24 protein-coding genes are annotated in these 22,740 nt (G+C 66.9%); 15 read left to right on the top strand and 9 right to left on the bottom strand.

All coding sequences use genetic code 11. The annotated features are described in order from the left end of the window. Positions 1-32: 32 nt before the first annotated feature. The 5 genes from gspG to gspD are packed head-to-tail and all read left to right on the top strand — an operon-like array spanning position 33 to position 4,165. Complete coding sequence (gspG, locus tag AC07NK_RS12470) at positions 33-491, top strand: type II secretion system major pseudopilin GspG (protein ID WP_495170916.1); 459 nt, start codon at positions 33-35, stop codon at positions 489-491. A gap of 5 nt (positions 492-496) precedes the next feature. Further along, the gene (locus AC07NK_RS12465; protein WP_495170915.1) at positions 497-967 is read left to right on the top strand and encodes a GspH/FimT family pseudopilin; all 471 of its coding nucleotides are present in this window, start codon (positions 497-499) and stop codon (positions 965-967) included. Continuing rightward, a complete protein-coding gene (gspI, locus tag AC07NK_RS12460; RefSeq protein ID WP_495170914.1) occupies positions 964-1,320 on the top strand; it encodes a type II secretion system minor pseudopilin GspI in 357 nt (118 codons plus the stop codon). Before AC07NK_RS12465 ends, gspI begins: the two co-directional genes overlap by 4 nt. After that, positions 1,317-2,096, top strand: a complete 780-nt coding sequence (locus AC07NK_RS12455; protein ID WP_495170913.1) for a type II secretion system protein N — start codon at positions 1,317-1,319, stop codon at positions 2,094-2,096. The genes gspI and AC07NK_RS12455 overlap by 4 nt, the downstream gene beginning before the upstream one ends. An 11-nt stretch (positions 2,097-2,107) precedes the next feature. Beyond that, positions 2,108-4,165, top strand: a complete 2,058-nt coding sequence (gspD, locus tag AC07NK_RS12450) for a type II secretion system secretin GspD (protein WP_495170912.1) — start codon at positions 2,108-2,110, stop codon at positions 4,163-4,165. On the opposite strand, the gene AC07NK_RS12445 is transcribed toward gspD, so the two are convergent. From AC07NK_RS12445 to AC07NK_RS12435, 3 genes are read right to left on the bottom strand one after another with little or no spacing between them, the layout of a single operon-like run. Further along, positions 4,159-4,614 (bottom strand): hypothetical protein, encoded by a 456-nt coding sequence (locus tag AC07NK_RS12445; RefSeq protein WP_495170911.1) that lies wholly within the window; start codon positions 4,612-4,614, stop codon positions 4,159-4,161. The two genes, gspD and AC07NK_RS12445, sit on opposite strands and share 7 nt — an antisense overlap. Beyond that, positions 4,605-5,072, bottom strand: coding sequence for a hypothetical protein (locus AC07NK_RS12440; RefSeq protein ID WP_495170910.1), 468 nt, complete (start codon positions 5,070-5,072; stop codon positions 4,605-4,607). Before AC07NK_RS12440 ends, AC07NK_RS12445 begins: the two co-directional genes overlap by 10 nt. Further along, entirely contained in the window at positions 5,069-5,596 is a 528-nt protein-coding gene (locus AC07NK_RS12435; RefSeq protein ID WP_495170909.1) for a hypothetical protein, read from the bottom strand. Before AC07NK_RS12435 ends, AC07NK_RS12440 begins: the two co-directional genes overlap by 4 nt. 166 nt (positions 5,597-5,762) lie before the next feature. Between AC07NK_RS12435 and AC07NK_RS12430 the strand changes: the two genes are divergently transcribed. Beyond that, complete coding sequence (locus AC07NK_RS12430) at positions 5,763-8,240, top strand: PhoX family protein (RefSeq protein ID WP_495170908.1); 2,478 nt, start codon at positions 5,763-5,765, stop codon at positions 8,238-8,240. A 60-nt stretch (positions 8,241-8,300) separates the two neighbouring features. Here AC07NK_RS12430 and AC07NK_RS12425 read toward each other — a convergent pair whose 3' ends face one another. Genes AC07NK_RS12425 through AC07NK_RS12410 form a run of 4 tightly spaced genes read right to left on the bottom strand, consistent with a single transcriptional unit; the run spans position 8,301 to position 12,062 of the window. After that, complete coding sequence (locus AC07NK_RS12425) at positions 8,301-8,645, bottom strand: hypothetical protein (RefSeq protein WP_495170907.1); 345 nt, start codon at positions 8,643-8,645, stop codon at positions 8,301-8,303. Positions 8,646-8,680: 35 nt separating this feature from the next. Beyond that, on the bottom strand, positions 8,681-9,334 hold the full coding sequence (locus tag AC07NK_RS12420; protein ID WP_495170906.1) for a TetR/AcrR family transcriptional regulator: 654 nt from the start codon (positions 9,332-9,334) through the stop codon (positions 8,681-8,683). A gap of 2 nt (positions 9,335-9,336) precedes the next feature. Continuing rightward, positions 9,337-10,641 carry an amidohydrolase family protein gene (locus AC07NK_RS12415; RefSeq protein WP_495170905.1) on the bottom strand — a complete coding sequence of 435 codons (1,305 nt, stop codon included), beginning with the start codon at positions 10,639-10,641 and terminating at the stop codon, positions 9,337-9,339. Further along, positions 10,638-12,062 (bottom strand): amidohydrolase, encoded by a 1,425-nt coding sequence (locus AC07NK_RS12410; RefSeq protein WP_495170904.1) that lies wholly within the window; start codon positions 12,060-12,062, stop codon positions 10,638-10,640. The genes AC07NK_RS12415 and AC07NK_RS12410 overlap by 4 nt, the downstream gene beginning before the upstream one ends. A 124-nt stretch (positions 12,063-12,186) precedes the next feature. On the opposite strand from AC07NK_RS12410, the gene AC07NK_RS12405 reads away from it, so the two are divergent. The 8 genes from AC07NK_RS12405 (at position 12,187) to AC07NK_RS12370 (ending at position 19,854) form a co-directional block, all read left to right on the top strand. Beyond that, on the top strand, positions 12,187-12,888 hold the full coding sequence (locus AC07NK_RS12405) for a DUF4129 domain-containing protein (protein ID WP_495170903.1): 702 nt from the start codon (positions 12,187-12,189) through the stop codon (positions 12,886-12,888). Further along, on the top strand, positions 12,885-14,081 hold the full coding sequence (locus AC07NK_RS12400; protein ID WP_495170902.1) for a hypothetical protein: 1,197 nt from the start codon (positions 12,885-12,887) through the stop codon (positions 14,079-14,081). Before AC07NK_RS12405 ends, AC07NK_RS12400 begins: the two co-directional genes overlap by 4 nt. Continuing rightward, positions 14,078-15,034 (top strand): AAA family ATPase, encoded by a 957-nt coding sequence (locus tag AC07NK_RS12395; RefSeq protein WP_495170901.1) that lies wholly within the window; start codon positions 14,078-14,080, stop codon positions 15,032-15,034. Before AC07NK_RS12400 ends, AC07NK_RS12395 begins: the two co-directional genes overlap by 4 nt. Further along, positions 15,031-16,278 (top strand): DUF58 domain-containing protein, encoded by a 1,248-nt coding sequence (locus AC07NK_RS12390; protein WP_495170900.1) that lies wholly within the window; start codon positions 15,031-15,033, stop codon positions 16,276-16,278. Before AC07NK_RS12395 ends, AC07NK_RS12390 begins: the two co-directional genes overlap by 4 nt. After that, a complete protein-coding gene (locus tag AC07NK_RS12385) occupies positions 16,275-17,273 on the top strand; it encodes a stage II sporulation protein M (protein WP_495170899.1) in 999 nt (332 codons plus the stop codon). The genes AC07NK_RS12390 and AC07NK_RS12385 overlap by 4 nt, the downstream gene beginning before the upstream one ends. Further along, positions 17,266-18,165, top strand: a complete 900-nt coding sequence (locus AC07NK_RS12380; RefSeq protein ID WP_495170898.1) for an RDD family protein — start codon at positions 17,266-17,268, stop codon at positions 18,163-18,165. The genes AC07NK_RS12385 and AC07NK_RS12380 overlap by 8 nt, the downstream gene beginning before the upstream one ends. A 9-nt stretch (positions 18,166-18,174) precedes the next feature. After that, complete coding sequence (locus AC07NK_RS12375) at positions 18,175-18,678, top strand: methyltransferase family protein (protein ID WP_495170897.1); 504 nt, start codon at positions 18,175-18,177, stop codon at positions 18,676-18,678. 69 nt (positions 18,679-18,747) lie between these two features. Next, entirely contained in the window at positions 18,748-19,854 is a 1,107-nt protein-coding gene (locus AC07NK_RS12370) for an agmatine deiminase family protein (RefSeq protein WP_495170896.1), read from the top strand. A 66-nt stretch (positions 19,855-19,920) separates the two neighbouring features. Here the strand turns inward: AC07NK_RS12370 and AC07NK_RS12365 are convergent, their stop codons facing one another. Together AC07NK_RS12365 and AC07NK_RS12360 are read right to left on the bottom strand one after the other, a co-directional pair. Next, positions 19,921-20,988, bottom strand: coding sequence for a hypothetical protein (locus tag AC07NK_RS12365; RefSeq protein WP_495170895.1), 1,068 nt, complete (start codon positions 20,986-20,988; stop codon positions 19,921-19,923). Between the two features lie 101 nt (positions 20,989-21,089). Beyond that, positions 21,090-21,500 (bottom strand): acyl-CoA thioesterase, encoded by a 411-nt coding sequence (locus AC07NK_RS12360; RefSeq protein WP_495170894.1) that lies wholly within the window; start codon positions 21,498-21,500, stop codon positions 21,090-21,092. Positions 21,501-21,614: 114 nt separating this feature from the next. On the opposite strand from AC07NK_RS12360, the gene AC07NK_RS12355 reads away from it, so the two are divergent. Continuing rightward, the gene (locus AC07NK_RS12355; protein ID WP_495170893.1) at positions 21,615-22,739 is read left to right on the top strand and encodes a zinc-binding dehydrogenase; all 1,125 of its coding nucleotides are present in this window, start codon (positions 21,615-21,617) and stop codon (positions 22,737-22,739) included. The last annotated feature ends 1 nt before the right edge of the window (position 22,740 follow it).

Genomic DNA, 22,740 nt, shown 5'->3' with positions numbered 1-22,740 from the left:
TGCGCATAGTTTTGAAACAGTTCCATGACACCGTGGCAGTTGGCACCCGCAAGGGCAAGCACCGCACCGCTGTTCCACACGCCGAAGCCGGCCTTACTCTGCTCGAGATGATCGTGGTGCTCGTCATCATCGCTATCGTTGCCGGGCTGGTCACGATGAACGTCGTCGGCCGCCCCGATCAGGCGCGCGTCACCACGACCCAGACCAATCTTTCCAGCCTGTCGAGCGCGCTCAAACTCTACCGCCTCGACAACGGACAATATCCCACGACCGAACAGGGGCTGAAGGCGCTGGCGGAAAAGCCGGTTACCCCGCCCGTCCCTGCGACCTGGCCCGATGGCGGTTATGTCTCGGAGACGCCGGTTGATGCCTGGGGCAACCCCTATGTCTATTCCTCGGCCGGCAGCAGCTTCCAGCTCAGGTCGCTCGGCAAGGACGGCAAGCCCGGCGGCGAAGGCCTCGACGCCGATCTCGACGCCAAAGGCGGATAAGCTTCGTGCGGGGGGACCAGATCAGCAACGCTGAGCGTGGCATGACGCTCATTGAGATGCTGATCGTGCTCGTCATCATCGGCATTGCCGCGGGCGGCGTCGCGCTCGGCGTCGGCGCCGCGACGCGCGCGCCCTCGGTCGAGACCGAGGCGCGCCGCCTCGCGCTGCGGCTTCAGGCGGCGGCCGACGATGCGATGCTCGGCGACCGCGTCATCGCCTTCACGGCGGAACGCCACGGTTATGGCTTCGCGGCGATCGGCCGCGACGGCAAGCTTGCCCCACTTGGCGAAGCGCTCGCCTTCCATCAGCTTCCCGGCGGCATCGTCGTCACACTCGACGCCCGCCCGCCTGTCGTGCTCGGCGTCGATGGCGGCGGCAAGCCGCTCACCGCGACAATCGAGAACGGCAGCCAGAAATGGACGGTCCGCTACGACGGAATGACCGCCGTCGCCACCAAAGTGGAAGCGGCATCGTGAAGGACGAGCAAGGCTTCTCCCTGATCGAGGCACTGGTGGCGCTTGCGGTGCTCGCTATCGCGACGGTCGGCCTGATCCGCGCCGTCGAAAGCCATATCGATTCGACACGCGGCATGGAGCGCCGCGCCGCTGCGATGTGGGTGGCCGAGAACAAGCTCGCCGAAATCCAGCTTGCCGATCCTGCCGCAAATGCTCCCGAAGCCGAACTGCTCGGCCAGCAATGGAAAGTCGAAATCGCGCGGACCCGCACTGAAGATGCCGGAATCGACAAGGTCCGTATTCAGGTATTCGCGGAAGGCGAACGGTCTCCGCTTGCATCGCTCGACGGGTTCGTTGAGGGCAGGCGCGCATGATCCGCTTGCCTGATCTTTCGCCGCGCCAGACGCGCACCGCGCTCGACATCGCGACCGCAACCGTAGTCGTGTCGGTCGCCATCGCGCTCGCCGGGCTCACCTGGCGGATCGCGGGCCATGCCAGCACCGGCGCAGTCACCGTCCCGTCCGGCGCCCGTTCCCTGGCCGCGCCCACCGACGTCACCGCAGCGCTTGCCTTCGCCCCGTTCGGCAAGGGCGCGATCACCGATGCATCGCAGGCCACCGCGCTTCCGCTGAAACTGCGCGGCGTCTTCGCCGCATCTCCCGCCGATCTCTCGGTCGCCTATATCGAGGTCGGCGGCGAGCCCGCCAAGGCCTTCCGCATCGGCGAAGCCCTGGGCGGTGGTACAATCGAGAGTATCCTGCGCGACCGCGTGCTGCTGCGCGTCAACGGCCGGATCGAGTATCTCGCTTTCCCCGATCCCACGCTTACCGCCGATCAGCAGGCCGATGCTGCGGTCAAACCCGCTGCCGCGCAACCCGTAGGCGCGCAGACAGCCGCTTCCGCACCGCCACCCGCTGCGGCAGCTGCGCTCGCCAACCTGGCCCCGGCTCCCGGCGGCGGGCTTCAGGTCGGCAACAGTGCCCCGCCGGGCCTCCAGCCCGGCGATGTCATCACCTCGATCAACGGCACGGCCATCTCAAGCCAGGCCAGTGCCGCGTCCGCTCTTTCCGCCGCGCAGCAGCGCGGCTCCGCCCAGATTCAGATCACCCGCGACGGAAAGCCTGTGACGCTGACCGTCCCGACCCGCTAGGTATTCTACCCGTGCCGATCCGCAACATCGCCCTCACCGTCGCGCTCGCCTCCATGGTCGCGCAGCCTGTGCTCGCCCAGCAGAGCGACGCCGCTGACATCGTCGTCAACATGCGCGGGGTCGAGATCGCCGATGTCGCCGACCAGATTTCGCGCCTCACCGGCCGCACGCTGATCCTCGACCCGGCGGTCAAGGGCACCGTTACCGTCACTTCAGCCCAGCCGCTCTCGCCCAGCGGGGTGTGGGAGCTGTTCCAGTCGGTCCTGCGCGCCAACGGCTTCGCCGCAGTCCGCTCGGGCCGCGCCTGGCGCATCGTACCGCAGGGCAATGCCGTGCGCGACGGCGGCGTCCCCTCGCGCGGCGCCTCGGGGCAGGAATTGGTCACCCGCATGATCCGCCTGTCGAACGTCCCCTCGGCCGAGGCGGCGCGCGTCGCCCGCCCGCTGGTCGCGAGCTTCGGCAGCGTCGAGCCGCTCGCCCAGCCCAACGCCGTGGTCGTCACCGACTATGCCGACAATGTCCGCCGAATTGAGGGAATCCTGCGCGCACTCGACGGTAATGGCTCGGGCCTCACCTTCGCCACCATCGCACTGCGCAACGGCAGCGCGCCCGACGTCGCGCAAGCGTTGCAGGCCGTACTCGGTGATCCGACCTCGGGCGGCGCACGTGTCGCTGCCGACGCGCGCAGCAACACCATCATCGTCCGTGGCACGCCCACCGCCGTCGCCGATGCGCGACGGATGCTGGCCTCGCTCGACACGCCAGGCGGCGCCACCCCGATCACCCGCGTGTTCCGCCTGAGCTATGCCGATGCAGAATCGGTGACCGAAGTGCTACGCGGGGTGCTGGGTCAGGAAGCCACGACCAACAACGCCGTCGCGCGCAGCCTGTCGGACAAGCGCGGCGGCAATCGCCGCAGTCCTACCAGCGTGCTTGGCGGCATGGTTCAGTCGGGCGGCAGCAATCCTACGGACACCGCGACCGCAGCCGCCACCGCTGCCCTTCGCGCACAGCAATCCCAGCTCGGCCAGCAGAACAGCGAGACGCCACAGGGCTTCTCCACCCCCGACATCACTGTTCAGCCTTCGCCCGACATCAACGCCGTGGTGGTGCGCGGTACCCCCAGCGCGATCGCGGCGATCGAGCAACTGATCACCGATCTTGACGTCCGCCGTCCGCAGGTGCTGATCGAGGCCGCGATCGCCGAAATCAGCGGTGAGGAAGCCGAAGCCCTCGCGGTTCAGCTCGGTACCGGCGGCGCAGCGCTCAAGCAGATCGAAGGCGCGGCCACCTCGTTCAGCACCGGCCCGAGCCAGCTCTCGCTCGGTACGATCCTCGGCGCGCTTGGCGTACCGATGGCCAAGGCGCTGGGTCCCGGTCTCACCGCAAATATCGGGATCGGCAACGACTTCTCGATCCTCGTTCAGGCGCTCGGCACCTCGACCAAGTCGAACCTGCTCTCCACGCCCCAGATCACCACGCTCGACAACAAGATCGGCGAGTTCGTCGTCGCTCAGGAAGTGCCCTTCGTCACCGGCTCGATCCTGCCCGGCAGCGGCGGCAACGTGAATCCCTACACCTCGATCGAGCGCAAGGATGTCGGCATCACGCTCAAGGTGCTGCCACGCATCAACGCTGGCGACACGATCCGGCTTGAGGTCGCACAGGAAGCCTCGTCGATCGCCGCCACGCAATTGAGCCAGGCCAGCGATCTCATCACCAACCGCCGCGCGGTCAACACGACGGTGCTCGCCGATAATGGCCAGACCATCGTACTCGGCGGCCTCACCTCCGACGATTACGGCCAGATCAAGAGCCAGGTGCCGATCCTCGGCGACATCCCGATCCTGGGCGAGCTGTTCAAGAGCCGCCGCGAGAGCCGCAACAAGCGCACGCTGTTCATCTTCCTCAAGCCCACAATCCTGCGCAGCGGCGAGGAGGCGGCGGCGATGGCCAAGGCCAAATACGCCCGGTTGCGCAACGAGGAACTCGATCTCAACGCACCCAGCAACCTGCTGCTCAAGCCGCTCCGTCCGCGGCTGACGCTGGAGATCGACGGGATCTACTGATCCGCGGGCGGTTCTGAAGCCTCGTCCGGTGACGTTTCGGGCGTCGCCATCGCCACCCGCACCCGCTCGCGTCCGCGGGTGAAGAAGGCCGCGTCGATCGCCAGGCTCTCCAGCCGCCAGCCATCGACGCTCTCGCCGGCGCTCAGGCTGCGCGAGCTGCCGTCGGCCAGCCGCACCAGCGCGACTGCATCCTTGTTGAGCCGCCCCGCGATCCCGACCAGCGCGGGCGCGTCGGTGGGCAGCGCCTCGCTACCCTCGGCCACTGCGAACAACGCGCGTTCATAGACTGCGGCGATGTCTGGCACCGGCGGCGGAATGACCGCCCGCTCGACCGCCGCTGTGCCGGACGACGGGCGCGCGCTCCCCGGCCACAGCAGCAGCGCCGGCATCGCCATCGCGAAACCCGCCGCCCCGCCCAGCGCGATCCAGTCCTGCCGCGTCAGCGCCATGCCGCCACCGCCTCGCCCTCGATCCGCAGGCCGCCGCCCGCCAGCGCGCTCGCCCGCCACGCGGCAAAGCGCAACAACGGCGCCTCGCGCTCGATCCGATCGGTCAGCGCAATGACGGCCTTGTCCGGCCCCGACAGCTTGAGTTGCAACTTCACCAGCCCTTCGCCAGCCGGAACGCGCGCCGCCTGCTCGACCAGTACGCCCCCCTCGGCCGCCAGCTTCCGCACGCGCGCCGCGATCGCACCCGCCGCGGCGGTCTCGCTTCCGCCGGGCGCGCGCAATGCCGCCGCCGTCAGCGGCGCGCGCGCGCGCACGGGAGCGCTCACCGCCGCCCGCGCGTCGACTGTTGTTGCCCTTGCCCGAGAGAGCTTGCCCAACGCGGTGCCGGTTGCGGGCGCCAGCAGCGCCACCGCCGCCAGCCCGCCCCCGATCCCGGCGATCAGCGTTGCCCGGTTCATGCCGCACGCCTCAGCGTGACCGCAATCATCGCCCCTGCGCGCCGCTGCCCGGTCTCGCGTAAGCCCGCCAGCGCAGGATCACGCCTTAACGCGGCGCGCAGCAAGTCCGGGTCGGGCGCGGTAATCTCGATCTCGAATGCTCCGTCTGCGGTCCTCGCCATCCGCGCCAGGCGCGCCTCCGCCGGAATTGCCGCCGCCAGCCGGTCCATCCATACCGCAACGCCGGCATCGCGCACCGCGCTCCGCAGCACCGCCCGCGCAGCGCGCTCGCGCGCCTCCGCCTTCATCCGGGGTGCCAGCTCAGCTGTCAGCCGCGCCACTTCGGCTTCGGCGTTCCGCTCGATCACCCCGGCGCCGACGATCGTCAGCAGCGGCCCGAGAGCGATCAGCGCGGCAAGCCCGCCCGCCCGCCGCCAGTCCACTTTGGCGCCTTCGGGACTTGGCGCCCGCGGTTCGCGTGCGGTCAGACGGCGCGCCATCCGGTCGGCAAGGCTGTCGCCAATATCCCTGTCCGGCATGTCCATCGCCGTCCCCTAACGCCGCTGCGCTCCGCCGAACAGCCTGTCATCAAAGAGTCGTCAAACCGACACAGCTTCGTCAACGCTCGTCCATCATGCCGTAAAGCGGCCCCGCCACAGCCCCCGGCAACCGCATCCCTTCCGGATTCGGATCACAAAGGGGGTCCAGAACATGACCGATCGCACCGATCTTGCGTTTGGCTATAGCGACGGCGACGTCGATACCAACGCCAGCACCACGCCCACCCTCAACACCCTGATCGATCAGCGCTACTCGCGCCGCCAGGCGCTGCGCTCTGGCGCATCGGCCGCCACGGTCGCCGTGTTTGGCGGCGGTCTGCTCGCCGCATGCGACAGCGCCAATGCCGGTGCGGACCCCTATCCCAATCTTGCGTCGGTCGGTTCGTCCGGCTCCGCCAATTCGGGTCAGGTCGTCACGCTGACGTCCAGCGCGACCGATAACGGCGCGTTCACCTCGGCATGGGTCCAGACCGGCGGTCCCGCAGTCACGCTGATCGGCGCAAGCTCGCCGAATGCCAGCTTCATCGCACCCAGCGTCGCGTCGGCCACCACGCTGACCTTCCAGTACAGCGCGACCGACAGCGCCAGCCAGACGGCTCAGGGCACGACCACGGTCGCCGTGCTGCCCGCCTCGCTCGGCTTTACCGCGGTCGCGAAGAACAAGAACGATGTCGTCACTGTTCCAGCCGGCTACACCGTCTCGATTCTCTACCGGAAGGGCGATCCGCTCGCTTCGGGTGTGGCCGCGTACAAGAACGACGGCACCGACACCGGCTATTCGCAGCGCGGCGGCGACCATCACGACGCGCTCCACTGGTACGGCCTCAGCGCCGCCGGCGCACGCAGCGACGCCAGCAGCGCACGCGGTGTGCTTGTGATGAATCACGAGAACATTGATCCCCAGTATCTTCACACCAACGGCTCGACCACGGTTGGCGGCGCCCGCCCCGAGAGCGAAGCGCTGATCGAGATCGAATCGCACGGCGTCGCCGTAGTCGAAGTGGTCGAGGGCGCCAGCCGCGCCTGGACCTATGTCCAGAACAGCAGCTTCAACCGCCGCGTCACCCCCAACACGCCGACCCAGCTCAACGGCCCGGTGCGCGGCAATGATCTGGTCAAGACCGCCTTCTCGAACGACGGCACGCAGGGCCGCGGCACGATCAACAACTGCGCCAACGGCACCACGCCCTGGGCGACCAACCTCACCTGTGAGGAAAACTGGGCAGGCTATTTCCGCCGCAGCGGTGACAATGCCCTCCGCACCGCCAAGGAACTGACCGCGCTCAACCGTTATGGCGTCACCAGCAGCAGCGGCAATTTTGGCTGGTCGACGGTGGTCCCGGCGGACGCCTCGAACACGCTGTTCCGCAAATGGGACGCACGCGCCACCGCGGCCAGCGCGCTCGGCGACTATCGCAACGAGCCGAACCAATATGGCTGGGTGGTCGAAATCGACCCTTACGACAAGTCGAAGGCGCCGCGGAAGCGGACCGCACTCGGCCGTCTTGGCCATGAGGGTGCATGGCCCGGCAAGTTCGCCGCCGGCCGCAAGCCCGCCTGGTATATGGGCGACGATTCACGCGGCGAGTACATGTACAAGTTCGTCTCGGCGACCGCATGGAACGTTGCGGACGGCGCGGAGAGCGTGACCGACCGGCTCGCGATCGGCGACAAATATCTCGACACCGGCACGCTCTATGTCGCGCGCTTCGACGCGAACGGCACCGGCGCGTGGCTGCCTTTGGTGTTCGGCACCGGGCCGCTGACGGCGTCGAACGCGACCTACCCGTTCGCGGATCAGGCCGATGTGCTGGTCAACGCCCGCCTTGCCGCGGATGCGGTCGGCGCAACCCCGATGGATCGTCCGGAGTGGACCGCGTCCAACCCCGTCACGGGCGAGATCTACCTGACGCTGACCAACAACAGCGCGGCGCTGCGTCCGCTCAATGGCACCAACGCCGCCAACCCGCGTCATTATAACGACCCCAAGGGCACGACGAACCAGTTCGGCAACCCCAACGGTCACATCGTCCGCATCCGTGAGGCCGGCGATAGCACCGAAGCGCTGACCTTCACCTGGGACATCTGGCTGTTCGGCGCGGGTTCGGATCTCAACCCCGCCAACATCAATCTGTCAGGGCTCGATGCGACCAACGACTTCTCCAGCCCGGATGGTCTGTGGTTCGCCCGCTCGACCAACGCCTCGGGTCTGGTGACGCCGATCGCCTGGTTACAGACCGACGACGGCGCATACACCGATGTCACCAACAACCAGATGCTCGCGGCGATGCCGGGCATTGTCGGCGACGGCGGCGCGCGCACGATCACCAACACCGGCTCGGGCGGCGCCACCGCGACTCAGGCAACGATCGTCGGCAAGGCGCCGGGCACCACGCTCCGCCGCTTCCTCGTCGGCCCGGTCGAGTGCGAGATCACCGGCGTGGACTCGACGCCCGACGGCCGCGCGCTGTTCGTCAACATCCAGCATCCGGGCGAAGGCGGTACTTCGGCCGCGCCCAGCAGCCACTGGCCGGACAGCCAGGCCACCGGCACTGCCGGAGCCACCGTCCGCCCGCGCTCGGCCACGATCGTCATCACCAAGAACGACGGCGGCGTCGTCGGCCTCTAAAGATTGCCCCCGAACTACAGGGGAGGCAGGCTATGGCCCGCCTCCCCTGATTTTTCGGAATTAGTTCGCGTCGGTCCGGCTGGTGATCTTTGCAGTGCCATCGCGGGTCAGCGTGATCAGGTGCGGGGTCTTGCCGCAATAGATACGCCAGGTCGGGTTGCCATCGATCGGATCGCGACGCTCGGTCTGCGTCACCTCCTGACAATTCATGCCCGCGTCACGCACTGCACGTAGGAACACGCCATCCCGTGCCGTGGGGGGTAAGGCGATCACCTCGGCCTGATAATTGGTCGTGTCCGCCACATTCGCCATCGCCGTATTGGCGGCAGTCTCGTTGGCAGCCTTCTCGCCGCCACATGCGCTCAGCAGCAGCGCCACGGTCATCGCCACACCCATTTTCTGCATGTCTCGCATCTCCTTTCCAGCGATAACGCCGATCGTCACGGCTTCGATCCGACCATCTTGAGAAACAGCCGCGTCGCGCGCTCCACCCGCGCGCGGATCGCGTCGGGTGGCGGCGCCGGCTCCAGGCCGAGCTTGATCCCCATGTCCGAAATGCCCTGCCATAGGCCGCACAGATCCTCGGCCGCGAGCCAGGGATCATCGATCTCGATCTCCCCCGACTCCGCAGCATCGCCCAGCGCAGTGGCAAGCCGCCCCAGGCAAAGCGCGGGCCCCGCCTGATAGAAGCGCTCGGCCAACCGTCGCGACTGAGCGATCTCGTTCATCAGCACGCGATCGACCGCGATATGCTCCTCGCTGTAGATGAACTCCATCAGCACGGTGCCATAGGCGTTAAGCCGCTCTTCGAGGCAACGGCCAGCGGCCACGCCGTCGTCGAACACCGCCGCCATCCGCCCGCTCTCGCTGCGGATCACCTCTTCGAACAAAGTCTCCTTGTCGCCGAAACGACTATAGACCGTGACCTTGGAGACGCCCGCCGCCTGAGCGATGTCCTCGATCGTTGCAGCGTGGAAGCCGCGCGCAAAGAACGCAGCGCGCGCGGCTTCGATGATCGCACCATATTTGGCGGGGTCACGCGGGCGGCCGGCGCGCCGCGGTTCCACCGCGAGGCTGCCGGCATCCTCTGCCACCCTCAGCGCTCGTACGCCTTGGGCAGGGCGCCTTCCTGCGGATTGAAATAGCGCTCCTTGAGCTTCTTCTGACGCGTATCGAGCGGCTGCTCGACCCCGTCGATCCACACGCGGACCGCCGCGGTGCCGATCTCCAGCGGATCGCCGTCCCACACCACCACGTCACCGCGGCGGCCGGCACGCAGCGATCCAAACTCGCCGCCCATCCCCATGGCCTCGGCAGGCCTGGAACTGATCGACGCAAACGCCTGTCCCCAGTCGAGGCCCGCCGCGCCCGGCAACTTGCCCAGCGCAACGAGGTTCCCGGCATATTGCTTCACCAGCCGTGCCTGCCGGGTCTCGTCGTCGTTGATCATGCCGATGCCGACGGTCACGCCCGCCGCCTGCAGCCGTCCAATGTTCGACTGAGTTGCGGCCAACTGCTCGAACGAGGCCGGCAGGTCCGCCAGCGCCGAAGCGAGCACCGGCACCTTCGCCGCAGCGATCTGCCGCGCAACGGTCCAGCCCTCGGTCGCGCCGACCAGCACCAGCTTAAGGCCGGGAACCTCGCGTTTGAGGTCGAGGATGACGAGGATGTCCGACGCCCGCTCGACATGCACCAGCAGCGGAACCGCACCGTTGACCACCGGCACCAGTGCCTGTGCGTCGGCACGCGTCAGCAGCGCTTCCTTGCCCCGATCCGCGAAGCTGGCCGGGTTGCGGGCATAGTCGCGCACCTCGAACAGGATGTTCTTGAGCATCGCATAGGCTGCGGGACGGCTGCCCCCGCCACGCGCTGCGCCGGTCTCGCCATATTCCATGAACTGGAAGGCGCGCGGCTTGGTCACCGCGTCCATGTCGGCGCCGAGGTCGATGATCGCACCCTGCCCGCCAAAGATCGATCCGCGTGCCTGCGGAGCGACCACGGCGCGGGTGATCCCTTCCGCGCGGTTGAGCGTGATCGCGCTCGTCTTCGGATTCACCGCGGGGACCACGTCGATCGCGGCGTTGAAAGGCGAGTTGCCCGCCCCCGCGTCGTTGGTCTCGCTGACCCCGTCGACCTCGACGATACCCATGCGCGTGAAGCCCGCGAAGAGGCCGGGGGTCACCCAGCGTCCGCCCGCGTCGACCACCGGCACGCCCGCCGGCACCGCAACGCCGCGCCCGGCCGCAACCACGCGCCCGTCGCGCACCACCACCGTGCCGCCCTCGACCGGTGCCGAGCCGTCGCCGATGACGAGTCTGGCATTGGTCACCGCGACGGTCTGCGCCGCCGCCGGAACCACGACACTCATCGCCGCTGCTGCTGTCAGAAGGAGCGCCTTCATTTCACGTCTCCTTCGCCCGGCTGGCCCAGTTCGAAGTCCGATACCGGCCTCCGTTTGGGATCGAGCGCATCGTAGAGCAAAGCCCCGTCGATCCACACCTTTTCCGGCCTTGTGTAGACGCTGAACGGATTGCCGTTCCACAGCACCACGTCCGCCATCTTCCCTGCCTTCAGGCTGCCCGTGACCTTGTCGATCCCCAGCGCCTTTGCTGGCGTGATCGCCGCCCATTTCCACGCGGCCTCCTCGGACACCTCGAAGCCAGCGCGCTTCGCCGACGCGCGCACCTTGGCAATCTCCTGGTTGAGCCGCTGGATGCCGTTGGCGTCGTCCGAATGGATCATCCCGCACGCCCCTGCGCGCTCCAGGATCGCCAGATTCTCGCCGATCGCGTCATAGGATTCCATCTTGAAGCCCCACCAGTCCGCCCACACCGCGGCACAGGTCCCGTTGGCCTTGAGCAGATCGGCGATCTTGTAGGCTTCCACCGCGTGATGGAACGTCCCCACCTTGTACCCGAACTCCTTGGCCATATCGAGGACGATGGCCATTTCGTCGGCGCGGTAGCAGTGGTTGTGGATGATGATCTCGCCGTCCAGAACGCCACGCAGCGTATCCATCGCCAGATCCCGGGTCGGCGCTTCGCCGCCCTTTTCCTCATACTTGTCCCAGCGCTTCTTGTACTCCTGCGCCTTCGCCCAGGTTGCGCGGTCGAGCGCAATGTTGCCCATCCGCGTCGAAGGCATCCGCCCTTTCCCGCCATAGACGCGCTTGGGGTTCTCGCCGCACGCCATCTTGAGGCCATAGGGCGCGCCGGGGAACTTCATTCCCTGCATCGTACGCGCATAGACATTCTTCAGCGTCACGCTGCGCCCGCCGAACAAATTCGCCGATCCGGGCAGGATCTGAAGCGTGGTGACGCCGCCATTGGTCAGCGCGCGGCTGAACCCGGGGTCCTGCGGCCACACACTATGCTCGGCCCAGACCTCGGCGGTCACCGGCCCGCTCATCTCGTTGCCGTCCGAATGCGCCTGCACGCCGGGGCTGGGATAATCGCCCAGATGGCTGTGCACATCGATCACGCCCGGGGTCACATATTTCCCGCGGCCGTCGATCACGCTCGCACCCTCGGGCGCCGCGATCGTCTGGCCGACTTCGACGATCTTGCCGTCGCGGAACAGCACTGCCCCGTTGTCGATCCGTCCGCCTTCGCCATCGAGGATGGTGACGTTGGTCAGCAACGTCGGCACCCCCGGATAGGCCCTATAGGTCGAAGGATAGGGATTGTGATCGAACCCCTTGCCCTTGCCCGGTCCCTTCGCTGCCGGCGCGTCCGACGCGGCGCTTTTGGGTTTGTCCTCCGCGCTGGCCGCACAAGCGGCCAGACTCGCGGCGGCGGTGATGCCGATAATGGTGCGGATCAACTCGTACTGCCTCCCTGCTTGTTATCTCCGGCCTCAAAAGCCACCGGTTTCCCTACCGTTAGGAGCGAAAAGCGTTGCGCGCAATTTGGCTATTTGCTCCAACCGTTGCGACAGGGGGAATCGTGTGACGACGGCACCGGCCGCAACGGCCGTACAGAATGAGGGCGTAGCTCCTGCCACGGCGACATTTGGCGATCCCGCAAGCGTCGATGCCGCGCAACGTGCTGTCCGCGGCGATTCATCGATCCAGTTCGATCTCCCCTGGTATCAGGCGGAAGTACCCGCTCCGCCGCCGCGCTGGCTGATGGAGCTTATGCAGTCGCTCGGCCGGTTCATCGACTGGGTCGGCGGGGGGTGGCAGGTGCTGATGTGGGCCGCAATCGCGGCCGTGGTGATCGCGCTCGTCCTCGCACTGTTCCCTACCGTGCGCGAATGGTTCGCCGCACGCCTGCTCCGCCGGGGAGAGGCCGCAGCGGAGCCCGCGCGCTGGGTACCCGAAGCCGCCGCCGCCCGCGCCTTGCTCGACGAGGCGGACCGGCTCGCCGCAGCGGGCCGCTATGCCGAAGCGGTGCGCCTGATCCTCCACCGCAGCATCGAGGATATCGAGAAGTGGCGCGGCGATTCGCTCCGCCCCTCGCTCACCAGCCGCGACATTGCCCGATTCGATGGGCCAGCGTTCGAGAGCCTGTCCGACACCGCACGCAATGTGTTCCGCCGCATCGTCGCCGATGTCGAGCGCAGCCTGTTCGGCGGCAAGGCGCTGGCCGAGCCCGACTGGACGCGCGCGCGTGCCGACTATGCGGGCTTCGCGCTCGGCAGACGATGACCCCGCAATCGGCCAGCCCCTTCCGCACGCGCACCGTGCTGCTGCTCATCGCGGCAGGCCTCGTCCTGATGCTCGGCTTCCTGCTGGTCAGCGGCTATGGCGACCGGATCGATCGCCAGCGCAGCAACACCCCCAGCCCCACCTCGCGCTTCGCCACGGGTTTTCGCGGTCTCAGCGACCTGATCGAGAAGTCGGGCGGCACCGTCACGCTCACCGACTACGCCATGGCCGAACCCGGACGCGGCCTGATGATCTTCACGCCCAACCTGCGCACCAAGGGCACCGAACTCGAATCCGCGCTCAGCGAAGCCGCGGATGAGAGTGCGCCTGCGCTGATCATCCTCCCCAAATGGGGAACCCGCCCGCAAAAGCTGCGCCCGACCCGCGAGGAACGCTTCGCGCCCATTCCGGAGAATCCGATCGCCGAGATGCTGGCCCCGATCGCCAAGGTCGAGGTGCGCCGCACCAAGAACGCGAAATTACACTACCCCACCAGCCTCGACCTGCGTCCGTTCGGCTCGCCCGAACTGGTCCAGTCGATCAACGGCGACAAAATCTATCCGCTGATCACCGCAGCGGACGGCAGCGCCGTGCTCGCCGAGATACCCGGCAGGCACATCTATATCCTCACCGACCCCGATCTGCTCAACAATCTCGGCCTCGCCGATCGCCGGAACGCCTTCGCCGCGATCGCGCTGATTGCTGCACTCGACCCCGACAATCCCGGCACAATCGTGTTCGACACGATGCTTCCCTTTGGCGCAGGCGACCGCAACCTCGTCCAGCTGATGTTCGAGCCGCCATTCCTCGGCGTCACGATCGCGCTGTTCGTCGCCGCACTGCTCGCGGGGATCGCGACCTGGGCGCGGTTCGGCCCGCCCCGGCGCGAGCCACGCACGCTTGCGTTCGGCAAGCGCGCACTGATCGAGAACATTGTCGGTCTCGCCCGCCGCGCGCAGCGCGTGCGCGATGGTGGCGATGCCTATGCCGATTCGGTCCGCGACTGGGCCGCGCGCCGTCTCGCCTTGCCGCGCACGCTGCAGGGCGAAGCGCTCGACGCGCATCTCGACACGCTCCGGACCGACACCCCCTATGCCGCCACGATCGATCGCGTACGCAACGCGAAGACCGAGGCGGAACTGCTCCACGCGGCGCAGAAACTCGACGATTGGCGAAAGGAAGTGAAGGCATGAAGCTGGAAGACGTCCGCGCACTTGGCGCGGCGATCGAGGCAGAGGTGGCAAAGGCAGTGGTCGGCCAGTCCACCACGACGCGCCTGCTCACCATCGCATTGCTCTCGGGCGGCCACGTCCTGCTCGAAGGCGCGCCGGGGACCGCCAAGACTTTGCTCGCGCAAAGCTTCGCGCGTACGCTGGGGCTCGAATTCGGGCGTATCCAGTTCACCCCCGATCTGATGCCCGGCGACATTCTCGGCACCAGCCTGTTCAATTTCCAGACCTCGACCTTCGAGCTGAAACGCGGCCCGGTGTTCACCGAGCTTCTGCTCGCAGACGAGATCAACCGCACCCCGCCCAAGACTCAGGCCGCACTTCTGCAGGCGATGCAGGAACGCACCGTAACCATCGATGGCGATACGGAAAAACTGTCGGATCACTTCACCGTGGTCGCAACGCAGAACCCGATCGAGCAGCAGGGTGTCTATCCGCTGCCCGAAGCCCAGCTCGACCGGTTCCTGTTCAAGCTCGCGATCGACTATCCCGATGAGGAGTCCGAGCGCGCGATCGTCGCGCAATACGGCACCCGCACCGGCTCGCCCCGGCCCGAGGATAGCGGCGTCGCACAGGTCGCCGATCACGCCGCGGTCGCCGCTGCCAGCGAAGCGGCGGCCGGCGTGCGGCTCGCAGACGAGGTGATCGCCTATGTCGTGTCGCTGATCCGTTCGACGCGTGGTCATCCCGATCTCGCCAACGGCGCTTCGCCGCGCGCGGCCGCAGCGCTCGCCGCCGCCGCCCGCGCAGCCGCTGCGCTCGAAGGGCGCGACTATGTCATCCCGGACGACGTCAAGCTGCTCGCCCAGCCGCTGCTGCGCCACCGCGTCGTCCTGTCGCCGGCCGCAGAGATCGATGGCCGCCGCGCCGACGATATCGTCGCCCAGCTCATCGACCGGGTCGAGGCGCCGCGTTGATCATTCCTACCCAGCGCGCCGTTGCGCTGGTGCTGGCGGGGGCTCCGCTGGCGCTGGTGCTCGGCGTCTTGCGCCCGGACGGCTGGCTGCTGGCGCTGCTCTGGGTGTTCGCGATCCTCGTTCTCACCGCCCTCGATGCCGCGCTCGCCCCGCAGTTGCGCGATGCCGATCTCGCCACGACCTTCCCCGGCTCGGTCGAGGTGGGTGACCGTGTCGAGCTTTCACCCGCTGGTGGCGGCGCGCTGCGCTATGCCGCCGATGTCGGTGCACCGCTCGATCCCACCGACTCCCCGCTCGCCTTTTCCGCCGCGCGCCGCGGGACCGCCAGCGTTGCGCGCATCTGGGGCCGCGTCGCCGGGCCGCTCGGCCTCGCATGGCGCCAGCGCAGCCATCCGATCGACGGCGAGGTACGCGTCCTTCCCAGCCTGCGCCCGGTGCGCGAACAGGGGATGCGCCAGTTCCTGCGGAGCCGCCAGTTCGGTACGCGCATCCGCCCCGACAGCGGCGACGGCACCGAATTCCAGTCGCTCACCGATTTTCAGGCTGGGATGGAGCGTCGCGCGATCGACTGGAAGGCTTCAGCCCGCCATTTCTCGCTGCTCGCGCGCGAATTCCGGACCGAGCGTGACAACAGCGTCGTCTTCGCGATCGATTGCGGGCGCGCGATGAGCGAGCCGGTCGCCGGCCAGCCACGCATCGACCGCGCCGTCTCCGCCGCGCTGCTCGCTTCCTTCGTTGCCTTGAAGTCTGGCGATCAGGTCCGGCTGTTCGGATTTGCCGGCCGTCCCAGCGCGGATTCGGGCAGCGTCAGCGGCACCGGCGGTTTCGCCACACTCCATCGCACCGCCGCAGGCATCGACTATGGCACGCAGGAGAGCAACTACACGCTCTCGCTCGTCACGCTGGATCAGCGGCTCCAGCGGCGCAGCCTGGTCATCCTCTTTACTGAATTCACCGACCCCACCGCGGCCGAGCTGATGATCGCCGCTGCGGCGCGGATGCTCAAACGCCACCGGATTCTGTTCGTGCTGTTCCACGATACCGAGCTCGACTCGATCCTCGATGCCCGGCCCGAAGAGGCAGACGACGTGATCCGCGCCAACATCGCACAGACGCTGATCCGCGAGCGCCGCATCGTCATCGAACGCTTGCGCCGCCTCGGCATCGACGTGCTCGAGGCTGCGCCCGACGACCTCGCCCTTGCGCTCGCTGAGCGCTATGTCCGGGACCGCGAACGCCCATGAGCACCGCTGCCACCTTTGGCGTCCGCCACTTCCGCGCCGAGCGCGAGGCCGACTGGCAGCGACTCGAAGCGTTGCTCGATCTCGTCGAGAAAAAGTCGCCCAAACGCCTCACCAACGACGATCTGGTCGATCTGCCACGTCTCTACCGCGCCACCCTCTCGGCGCTGTCAATTGCGCGCGAGACGTCACTCGATGCGTCGATGATCGCCTATCTCGAGAGCCTGTCCACGCGCGCCTATTTCATCCTCTACGGCTGCCGCGATCCGCTGTGGCGCCAGATAGGCAGCTTCTTTGCACATGGCTGGCCCGCCGCCGTCCGCGGCATCTTTGGCGAAACGCTGCTGATCACGGCCCTGTTCTTTGCCAGCGCGCTCGCGGGATATTTCCTCGTCGTCAGTGACCCCGCCTGGTTCAATGCCCTGATCCCACCCGAAATGTCGGGCGGCCGGGACATGAACGCCACCGCGGCGTATCTGCGCAACACCATCTATGGTGCCCCGGAGAAAGACGGGCTGGAGGTGTTCGCTACCTTCCTCTTCACCCATAATTCCCAGATTTCGATCATGGCGTTCGCGCTCGGCTTCGCCTTTGCCATCCCGACCTTCTTCCTGATCGCCAGCAACGGCGTCATGCTCGGCAGCATGTACGCCGTCTTCATGTCCAAGGGGCTGGGCTATGGCTTCACCGGCTGGCTGCTGATCCACGGCTCGACCGAGCTCAGCGCGATCATCCTTGCCGGCGCCGCCGGGCTCCATATTGGCCGCGCCGTCGCCTTTCCCGGGCAGCGTTCGCGCATGGCCGCCGCGGGCGAAGCGGGGCGTCGCGGCGCGCTGGTGATGATCGGGGTCGTCATCATGCTGCTCGTCGCCGGCCTGCTCGAAGGCTTCGCGCGCCAGCTCATTACCGACGATACCGCCCGCTACGCCATCGCCGCGACAATGTTCGCAATCTGGGTCTCCTATTTTGCGATGGGGGGGCGCCGCAAACATGGTTAAGCCTCGTAAGGACAAGGGCCCGAAGCGCAGCGACGTTCAGCGCCGCACGCGCGCGCTGGTGACTCCGGAGGGGGTGACGCTGCACCTTCGCCTCGCCAGCGCCGGATCGCGCGCGGGTGCCTTCACGATCGACGCCGTGATCATGCTGGTGATGCTGATCGCGCTCACCATCGGCGCGGTCATGCTGCTCGGCGGCACCGGCCACGCCAGCGCACCGATCATGATCTGGCTGCTCGGTTTCTTCCTGCTGCGCAATTTCTACTTTACCCTGTTCGAAAGCGGCACGCGCGCAGCAACCCCGGGCAAGCGCGCGCTCAAGCTGCGCGTCGTCGCGCGCGATGGCGGGCGGCTCACCGGCGGCGCGATCCTCGCGCGCAACCTGATGCGCGAGGTGGAAGTGTTCCTTCCTCTCATCTTCCTGCTCACCGCGCAGGCACAGGGGTTCAGCAACCGCTGGCTCGGGCTGATTGGCTTTGGCTGGACCGCCATCTTCCTCTTCATGCCGCTGTTCAACCGCGACCGACTGCGCGCAGGCGACTTGCTCGCGGGGACCTGGGTGGTCGAGAATGAGCGTCCGAAGATCGCCCCCGATCTGCTCGCGGCCAACGATCGCGAAGCGACGGACGCCTATGGCTTCACGCCGGAAGAGCTGGAGATCTACGGCCAGTTCGAGATCCAGCGCCTCGAAGACGTGCTCCACCGCAACGATCCCGACACACTTACCACCGTCGCAGCTGTCATCCGCCGCAAGATCGGACGTCGCGACGAAGGCGGCAACTGGAGCCACGACCACGCCTTCCTCGAAGCCTATTACGCCGCCGCGCGCCTTCATCTCGAGCGCCGACTACTGTTCGGCCAGCGCAAGCGCGACAAGTTCGATTCCGCCGGTTAAAGGACCGGCATGACCGACAGCACGCCCGCCACCGCACCCGAACCGAAACGCGATACCGCCGGCGTCATCGCGCCGCCGCCGCTGATCTATCTCGGATTTCTCGCGATCGGCCTGGCGCTCGAATTCTTCGTCGTGCGCACGCAGGGCCTCGACATGCCCGCATCGCTCCGCTGGAGCGTCGTCGCAGTCCTTGCGCTCCTGGGGATCGCAGCCATCGCTGCCGCCGTCCTGCGCTTCCGTCGCGCCGGAACCCCTGCCCCACCCTCGCGGCCGGCCACCGCCTTCGTCGCGCAAGGCATCTACCGCTTCACGCGTAACCCGATGTATCTCGGCATGACGCTGATCTACTGCGCCGCGGCCGTCGCCGCCGACGCGCCAGTAGTGTTCTGGGTATTCATCCCGCTCTCTATGACCATCCATTACGGCGTGGTCGTTCGTGAGGAACGCTACATGGCCGACAAGTTCGGCGCGGCCTATATCGACTACACCAACAGCGTCCCGCGCTGGCTCTAGGGAGCAGCGCAGGTCGGTAGACGCACTACCGGATTTGACCCGCCTCCGCGTGAGGCGGATACTGCGCCAATGACCCGACGTGAAATGATCCAGGCGGCAGCGCTGCTCGCCGGCGGCGGTGGTGCAGCCGCATGCACCTCGGCAACGCCATCCACCGACTCGCCGTCGGCGGCGCCGCGCTACGAAATGCCGCTCGAAAGCGCGCCGCACAAACGCACGCTGATGCAATGGCCCTTCGCGGTCGGGGTCTATGGCGCGCGCGATCTCGCTGCGGTGCAGTCGGTGATCGCCAGCATCGCCAACGCCATCGCCGAGTTTGAGCCGGTCGCGCTGCTCGCCGCGCCGGGCGCTCGCGGACTCGATCGCGCCCGTCTTAGCAGCGGAGTCGAAGTCTGGGATATTCCCACCGACGACCTCTGGTGCCGCGACAGCGGTCCAACCTTCGTCCGCGCCGGTGACGGCAGGAACGCTGTTGCGCATATCCGCTTCAACGGCTGGGGGAACAAGCAGCGCCACGCCAATGACGGTAGGATCGCAGCCGCCGTCGCGAAGCGTCTGGGCCTTCCGCTGATCGATAGCGGCGTCGTGGGCGAACAGGGCGGCGTCGAGCATGACGGCGCGGGCACGATGCTCGCCCATGCCAGCTGCTGGGTGAACGACAACCGCAATCCCGGCCTGTCCGCGGATCAGATCGCGGCGCGGCTTGGCACTGCGCTGGGCGCAAAGAAGATGATCTGGGCGCCCGGCGTAAAGGGCGCCGACATCACCGACTATCATATCGACTCGCTCGCCCGCTTCGTCGGCCCCGGCCGGGTCCTGATCCAGGTCGATGAGCAGATTGATCGCGACGATCCCTGGTCCGTCGCCGCGCACCAGACGCTCACCGTGCTCGAAGGGGCTACCGACGCACGCGGCAGCAAGCTGGAGATCGTACGCTTGCCAGACCCTGTCGACATCCGCTCCGACGACCCCGACTTCGTATCGAGCTACATCAACTATTATGTCTGCAACGGCGCGGTCATCGCCCCGCAATTCGGCGACAGGCCTGCCGATGAAGAGGCGCGCGAGACGCTGGCGGAGCTCTACCCGGGCCGGAAGATCGTCCAGCTCAATATCGACCCGCTGGGTGCGTCGGGCGGCGGCATCCACTGCGCCACGCAGCAGCAGCCCGCCTAGAGGCTATCTCCCGGAAACCTTCGCCGAAACCCCGTGCCGGGCGCGCTGTGTCGGAGCGGCGCCAGCTCAATCGCTCTTCGGCGGATTCCGGGCGGTCCGACCGAAGTGCGCGATGGTAATCCGCCCCGCCATGGTCACCTCGACTTCAGCCGAGTCACCATCCGCGGTCAGCACGAAGCTGTACGTCAGTCCATCCTGAGCCATCCGGGCTTCTCCGGCCTTCGCCGCGCCGACCACGCGCTGCGCGCGCCCGAAAAACCCGTTAAACAATGCCGCCGCTTCGCGCCCGCCCTGCCCGGTATAGCCCCCATCCGCCACGAACTGCTGAATAGCGAGCGAAGCACGGGTAAAGCCAGGCTGCCTGCCCAACGAAAACCATTCACGTATCGCCGTAAGGACCTGCTGCGGAGAGGGCAGGAAGCCCTTTACCTCCAGACCATCCAGGGCAGAGAACGCAGCCGGCAGCAGCGCCTGGATGGCAGCCTCTGCTGCAGCCGCACGCCTGCCGGGCGTCTCGGCACTGAGATCGGGCGTCTTCGTGTAGTCGCGGTAGAAGCGCAGATAGTCGGCGAACTCGGGGATGTTGTCCGCGTTATGAAGCGCAAAGGCAACTGCCTCGGCTGTGAGCGGGCCCACTACACCCACTTCACGCCGCAGGTTCAGCAGCAGCAAAAGGTCGCTCAGGCTTCGCGCCTGAAAGATTGGCTTACCCTCAACACCCAGAGCATTCAGGAACGCCGGGACCAGTTCAAAGTCCGTCTGCGAGACCAGCTGATGTCGCGCCAGGATCCTCACCAACTCGGGCGTTGGGCCACTCGCGCATCTCGCCAGCACCCGAAGCTCTTCGGGTCCCATGCCCATGAGTTTCAGGGGACTTACCATTAGCCCCGCGTCGCGCAGGAAGGAGACTGGCGTTCCGTGCAGACCCGTTTGCACTGCCGCCACCATCTCGGCAGTGTCCCGAAAATCAAAGCGGTGGGTTGTACAGCCGCTGGCCCAGTCGAACCACTCGGTACCCCCGTCGATGAGCCCGATGACCAGTCGTTCGTACTGCGACAGAGTACCGGAGTGAATTCGCCTGCCCGCAACCGTGATTGTCATGCGCGTCGCCCCTTCGGTGATCGGAGCGATCATGCTGGTGCGATGGCAGCATGCAAGTCGTTTCGCGGTTAATAAAATCCTTCTGGATCAACGGGATCGGAAGCTCACTTCCGGCAACCTGACAGCAGCCGGCGCTACCCTTCCCGCCGTCCGAAGAAATGCTCGACGATATGTTCGGCGATCCGCGCCGGGCGCAGCGTCTCGGCATCGATGCAGCACCAGCTCGACTTGACCTCGGCCAACACCTCGTCGCCACGGCGGATCACCGTCTCGTAAAAGGCGCGCACGCCCTGCACCTTCTCGAGCAGCACCGTCGCGACCACCTCATCGTTCAGAAAGGCGGGTTTGCGGTAAGTAATCTCATGCTTGAGCGCGACCCACAGGTGCTTCGCCACCTCTTCGCTAGGCGCCAGTTTCTGCCAGTGACTCAGTACGGCTTCCTGTACCCACTTCAAATAGCTGGCATTGTTCACATGCCCCATGAAGTCGATATCCGCCGGATCGACGGGGATCGGAACATCGAACGGGGTCGCAGCGCGGGTCATGACTTCACCTTAACGTAAACTACTGGAGCGCGCGAGAAGATTCGATTCCGACACCACACTTGAAGAAATTTTAGAACTGACGGTATGCTCTTCGCGATCAGGAGGATTGCCAACATGACCGACCTTCCCGAACAGGCGCGCCAGCTCTTCTCGACCGTCACCGAAGACGGACGGCTCGAACTCTCGCTCCGCGATGTTCCCGTCCGAACGCCGACGGGCGACGAAGTCCTGGTCCGGGTCGATGCCACGCCGATCAACCCCTCCGACCTTGCCGTGCTGCTGAGCGCGGCCGACGGCAACAGTTTCACCGCTACCCCGCACGGCGCAACTGCCCCCCTTCCCGAAACGATTCTTCGGGCGCTCGCCCCGCGCATCGGCAAGCCACTCCCGATCGGCAATGAAGGCGCCGGAACCGTTGTTGCTGCGGGTGACGATCCCGCAGCACAGGCCCTGATCGGCAAGACCGTCGCGGCGGCAGGCGGCGCCTTCTACGCGCAATACCGCCTGCTCCGCGCCCGCGAGTGTGCGCCCCTTCCCGACGGCGTCAGCGCCGAGGAAGGCGCATCGTCCTTCGTCAATCCGATGACCGCGCTCGCCATGGTCGGGACGATGCGGCGGGAGGGCTTCACCGGCCTCGTCCACACCGCCGCCGCCTCCAATCTCGGCCAGATGCTGGTCAAGCTCACGAAGAGCGAGGGCGTCCCCCTCGTCAACATCGTCCGCAGTCAGGCGCAGGCCGATCTGCTCCGCGATCTCGGCGCCACGCATGTTGTCGACAGCAGCGCCCCCGACTTCATGCCGCAGCTGATCGAGGCGATCGCCGAAACTCAGGCCTTCCTCGCCTTCGATGCGATCGGCGGCGGCAAGCTCGCCGGACAGATCCTCAACGCGATGGAGGCAGCCGCCGTCCGCACCAACCCCGCGAACGGCCCCTATGGCTCCAGTACGATGAAGCAGGTCTATATCTATGGCGGCCTCAACATGGCACCGACCGAGATCAGCCGCGGCTTCGGGATGCGATGGGGTGTCGGCGGCTGGCTGCTCACGCCCTATCTGATGGCCGCCGGCGCTGAGGAAATCGGCCGGATGCGCGCAAAGGTCGCGGCGGAGATCCGCACGACCTTCGCCAGCACCTATACCAGCCGCATCACCCTCGATCAGGCGGTGCAGCCCGACATCATCGCCGCGTACAACCGGCGCGCGACCGGAGAGAAGTACCTGATCCTGCCCAACGGCTAAG

Source organism: Sphingomonas sp. GW821-FHT09B04, from assembly GCF_059418285.1.
Note: the sequence above shows the minus strand (reverse complement) of the source record. Positions and strands in the feature narration are given on the sequence as shown.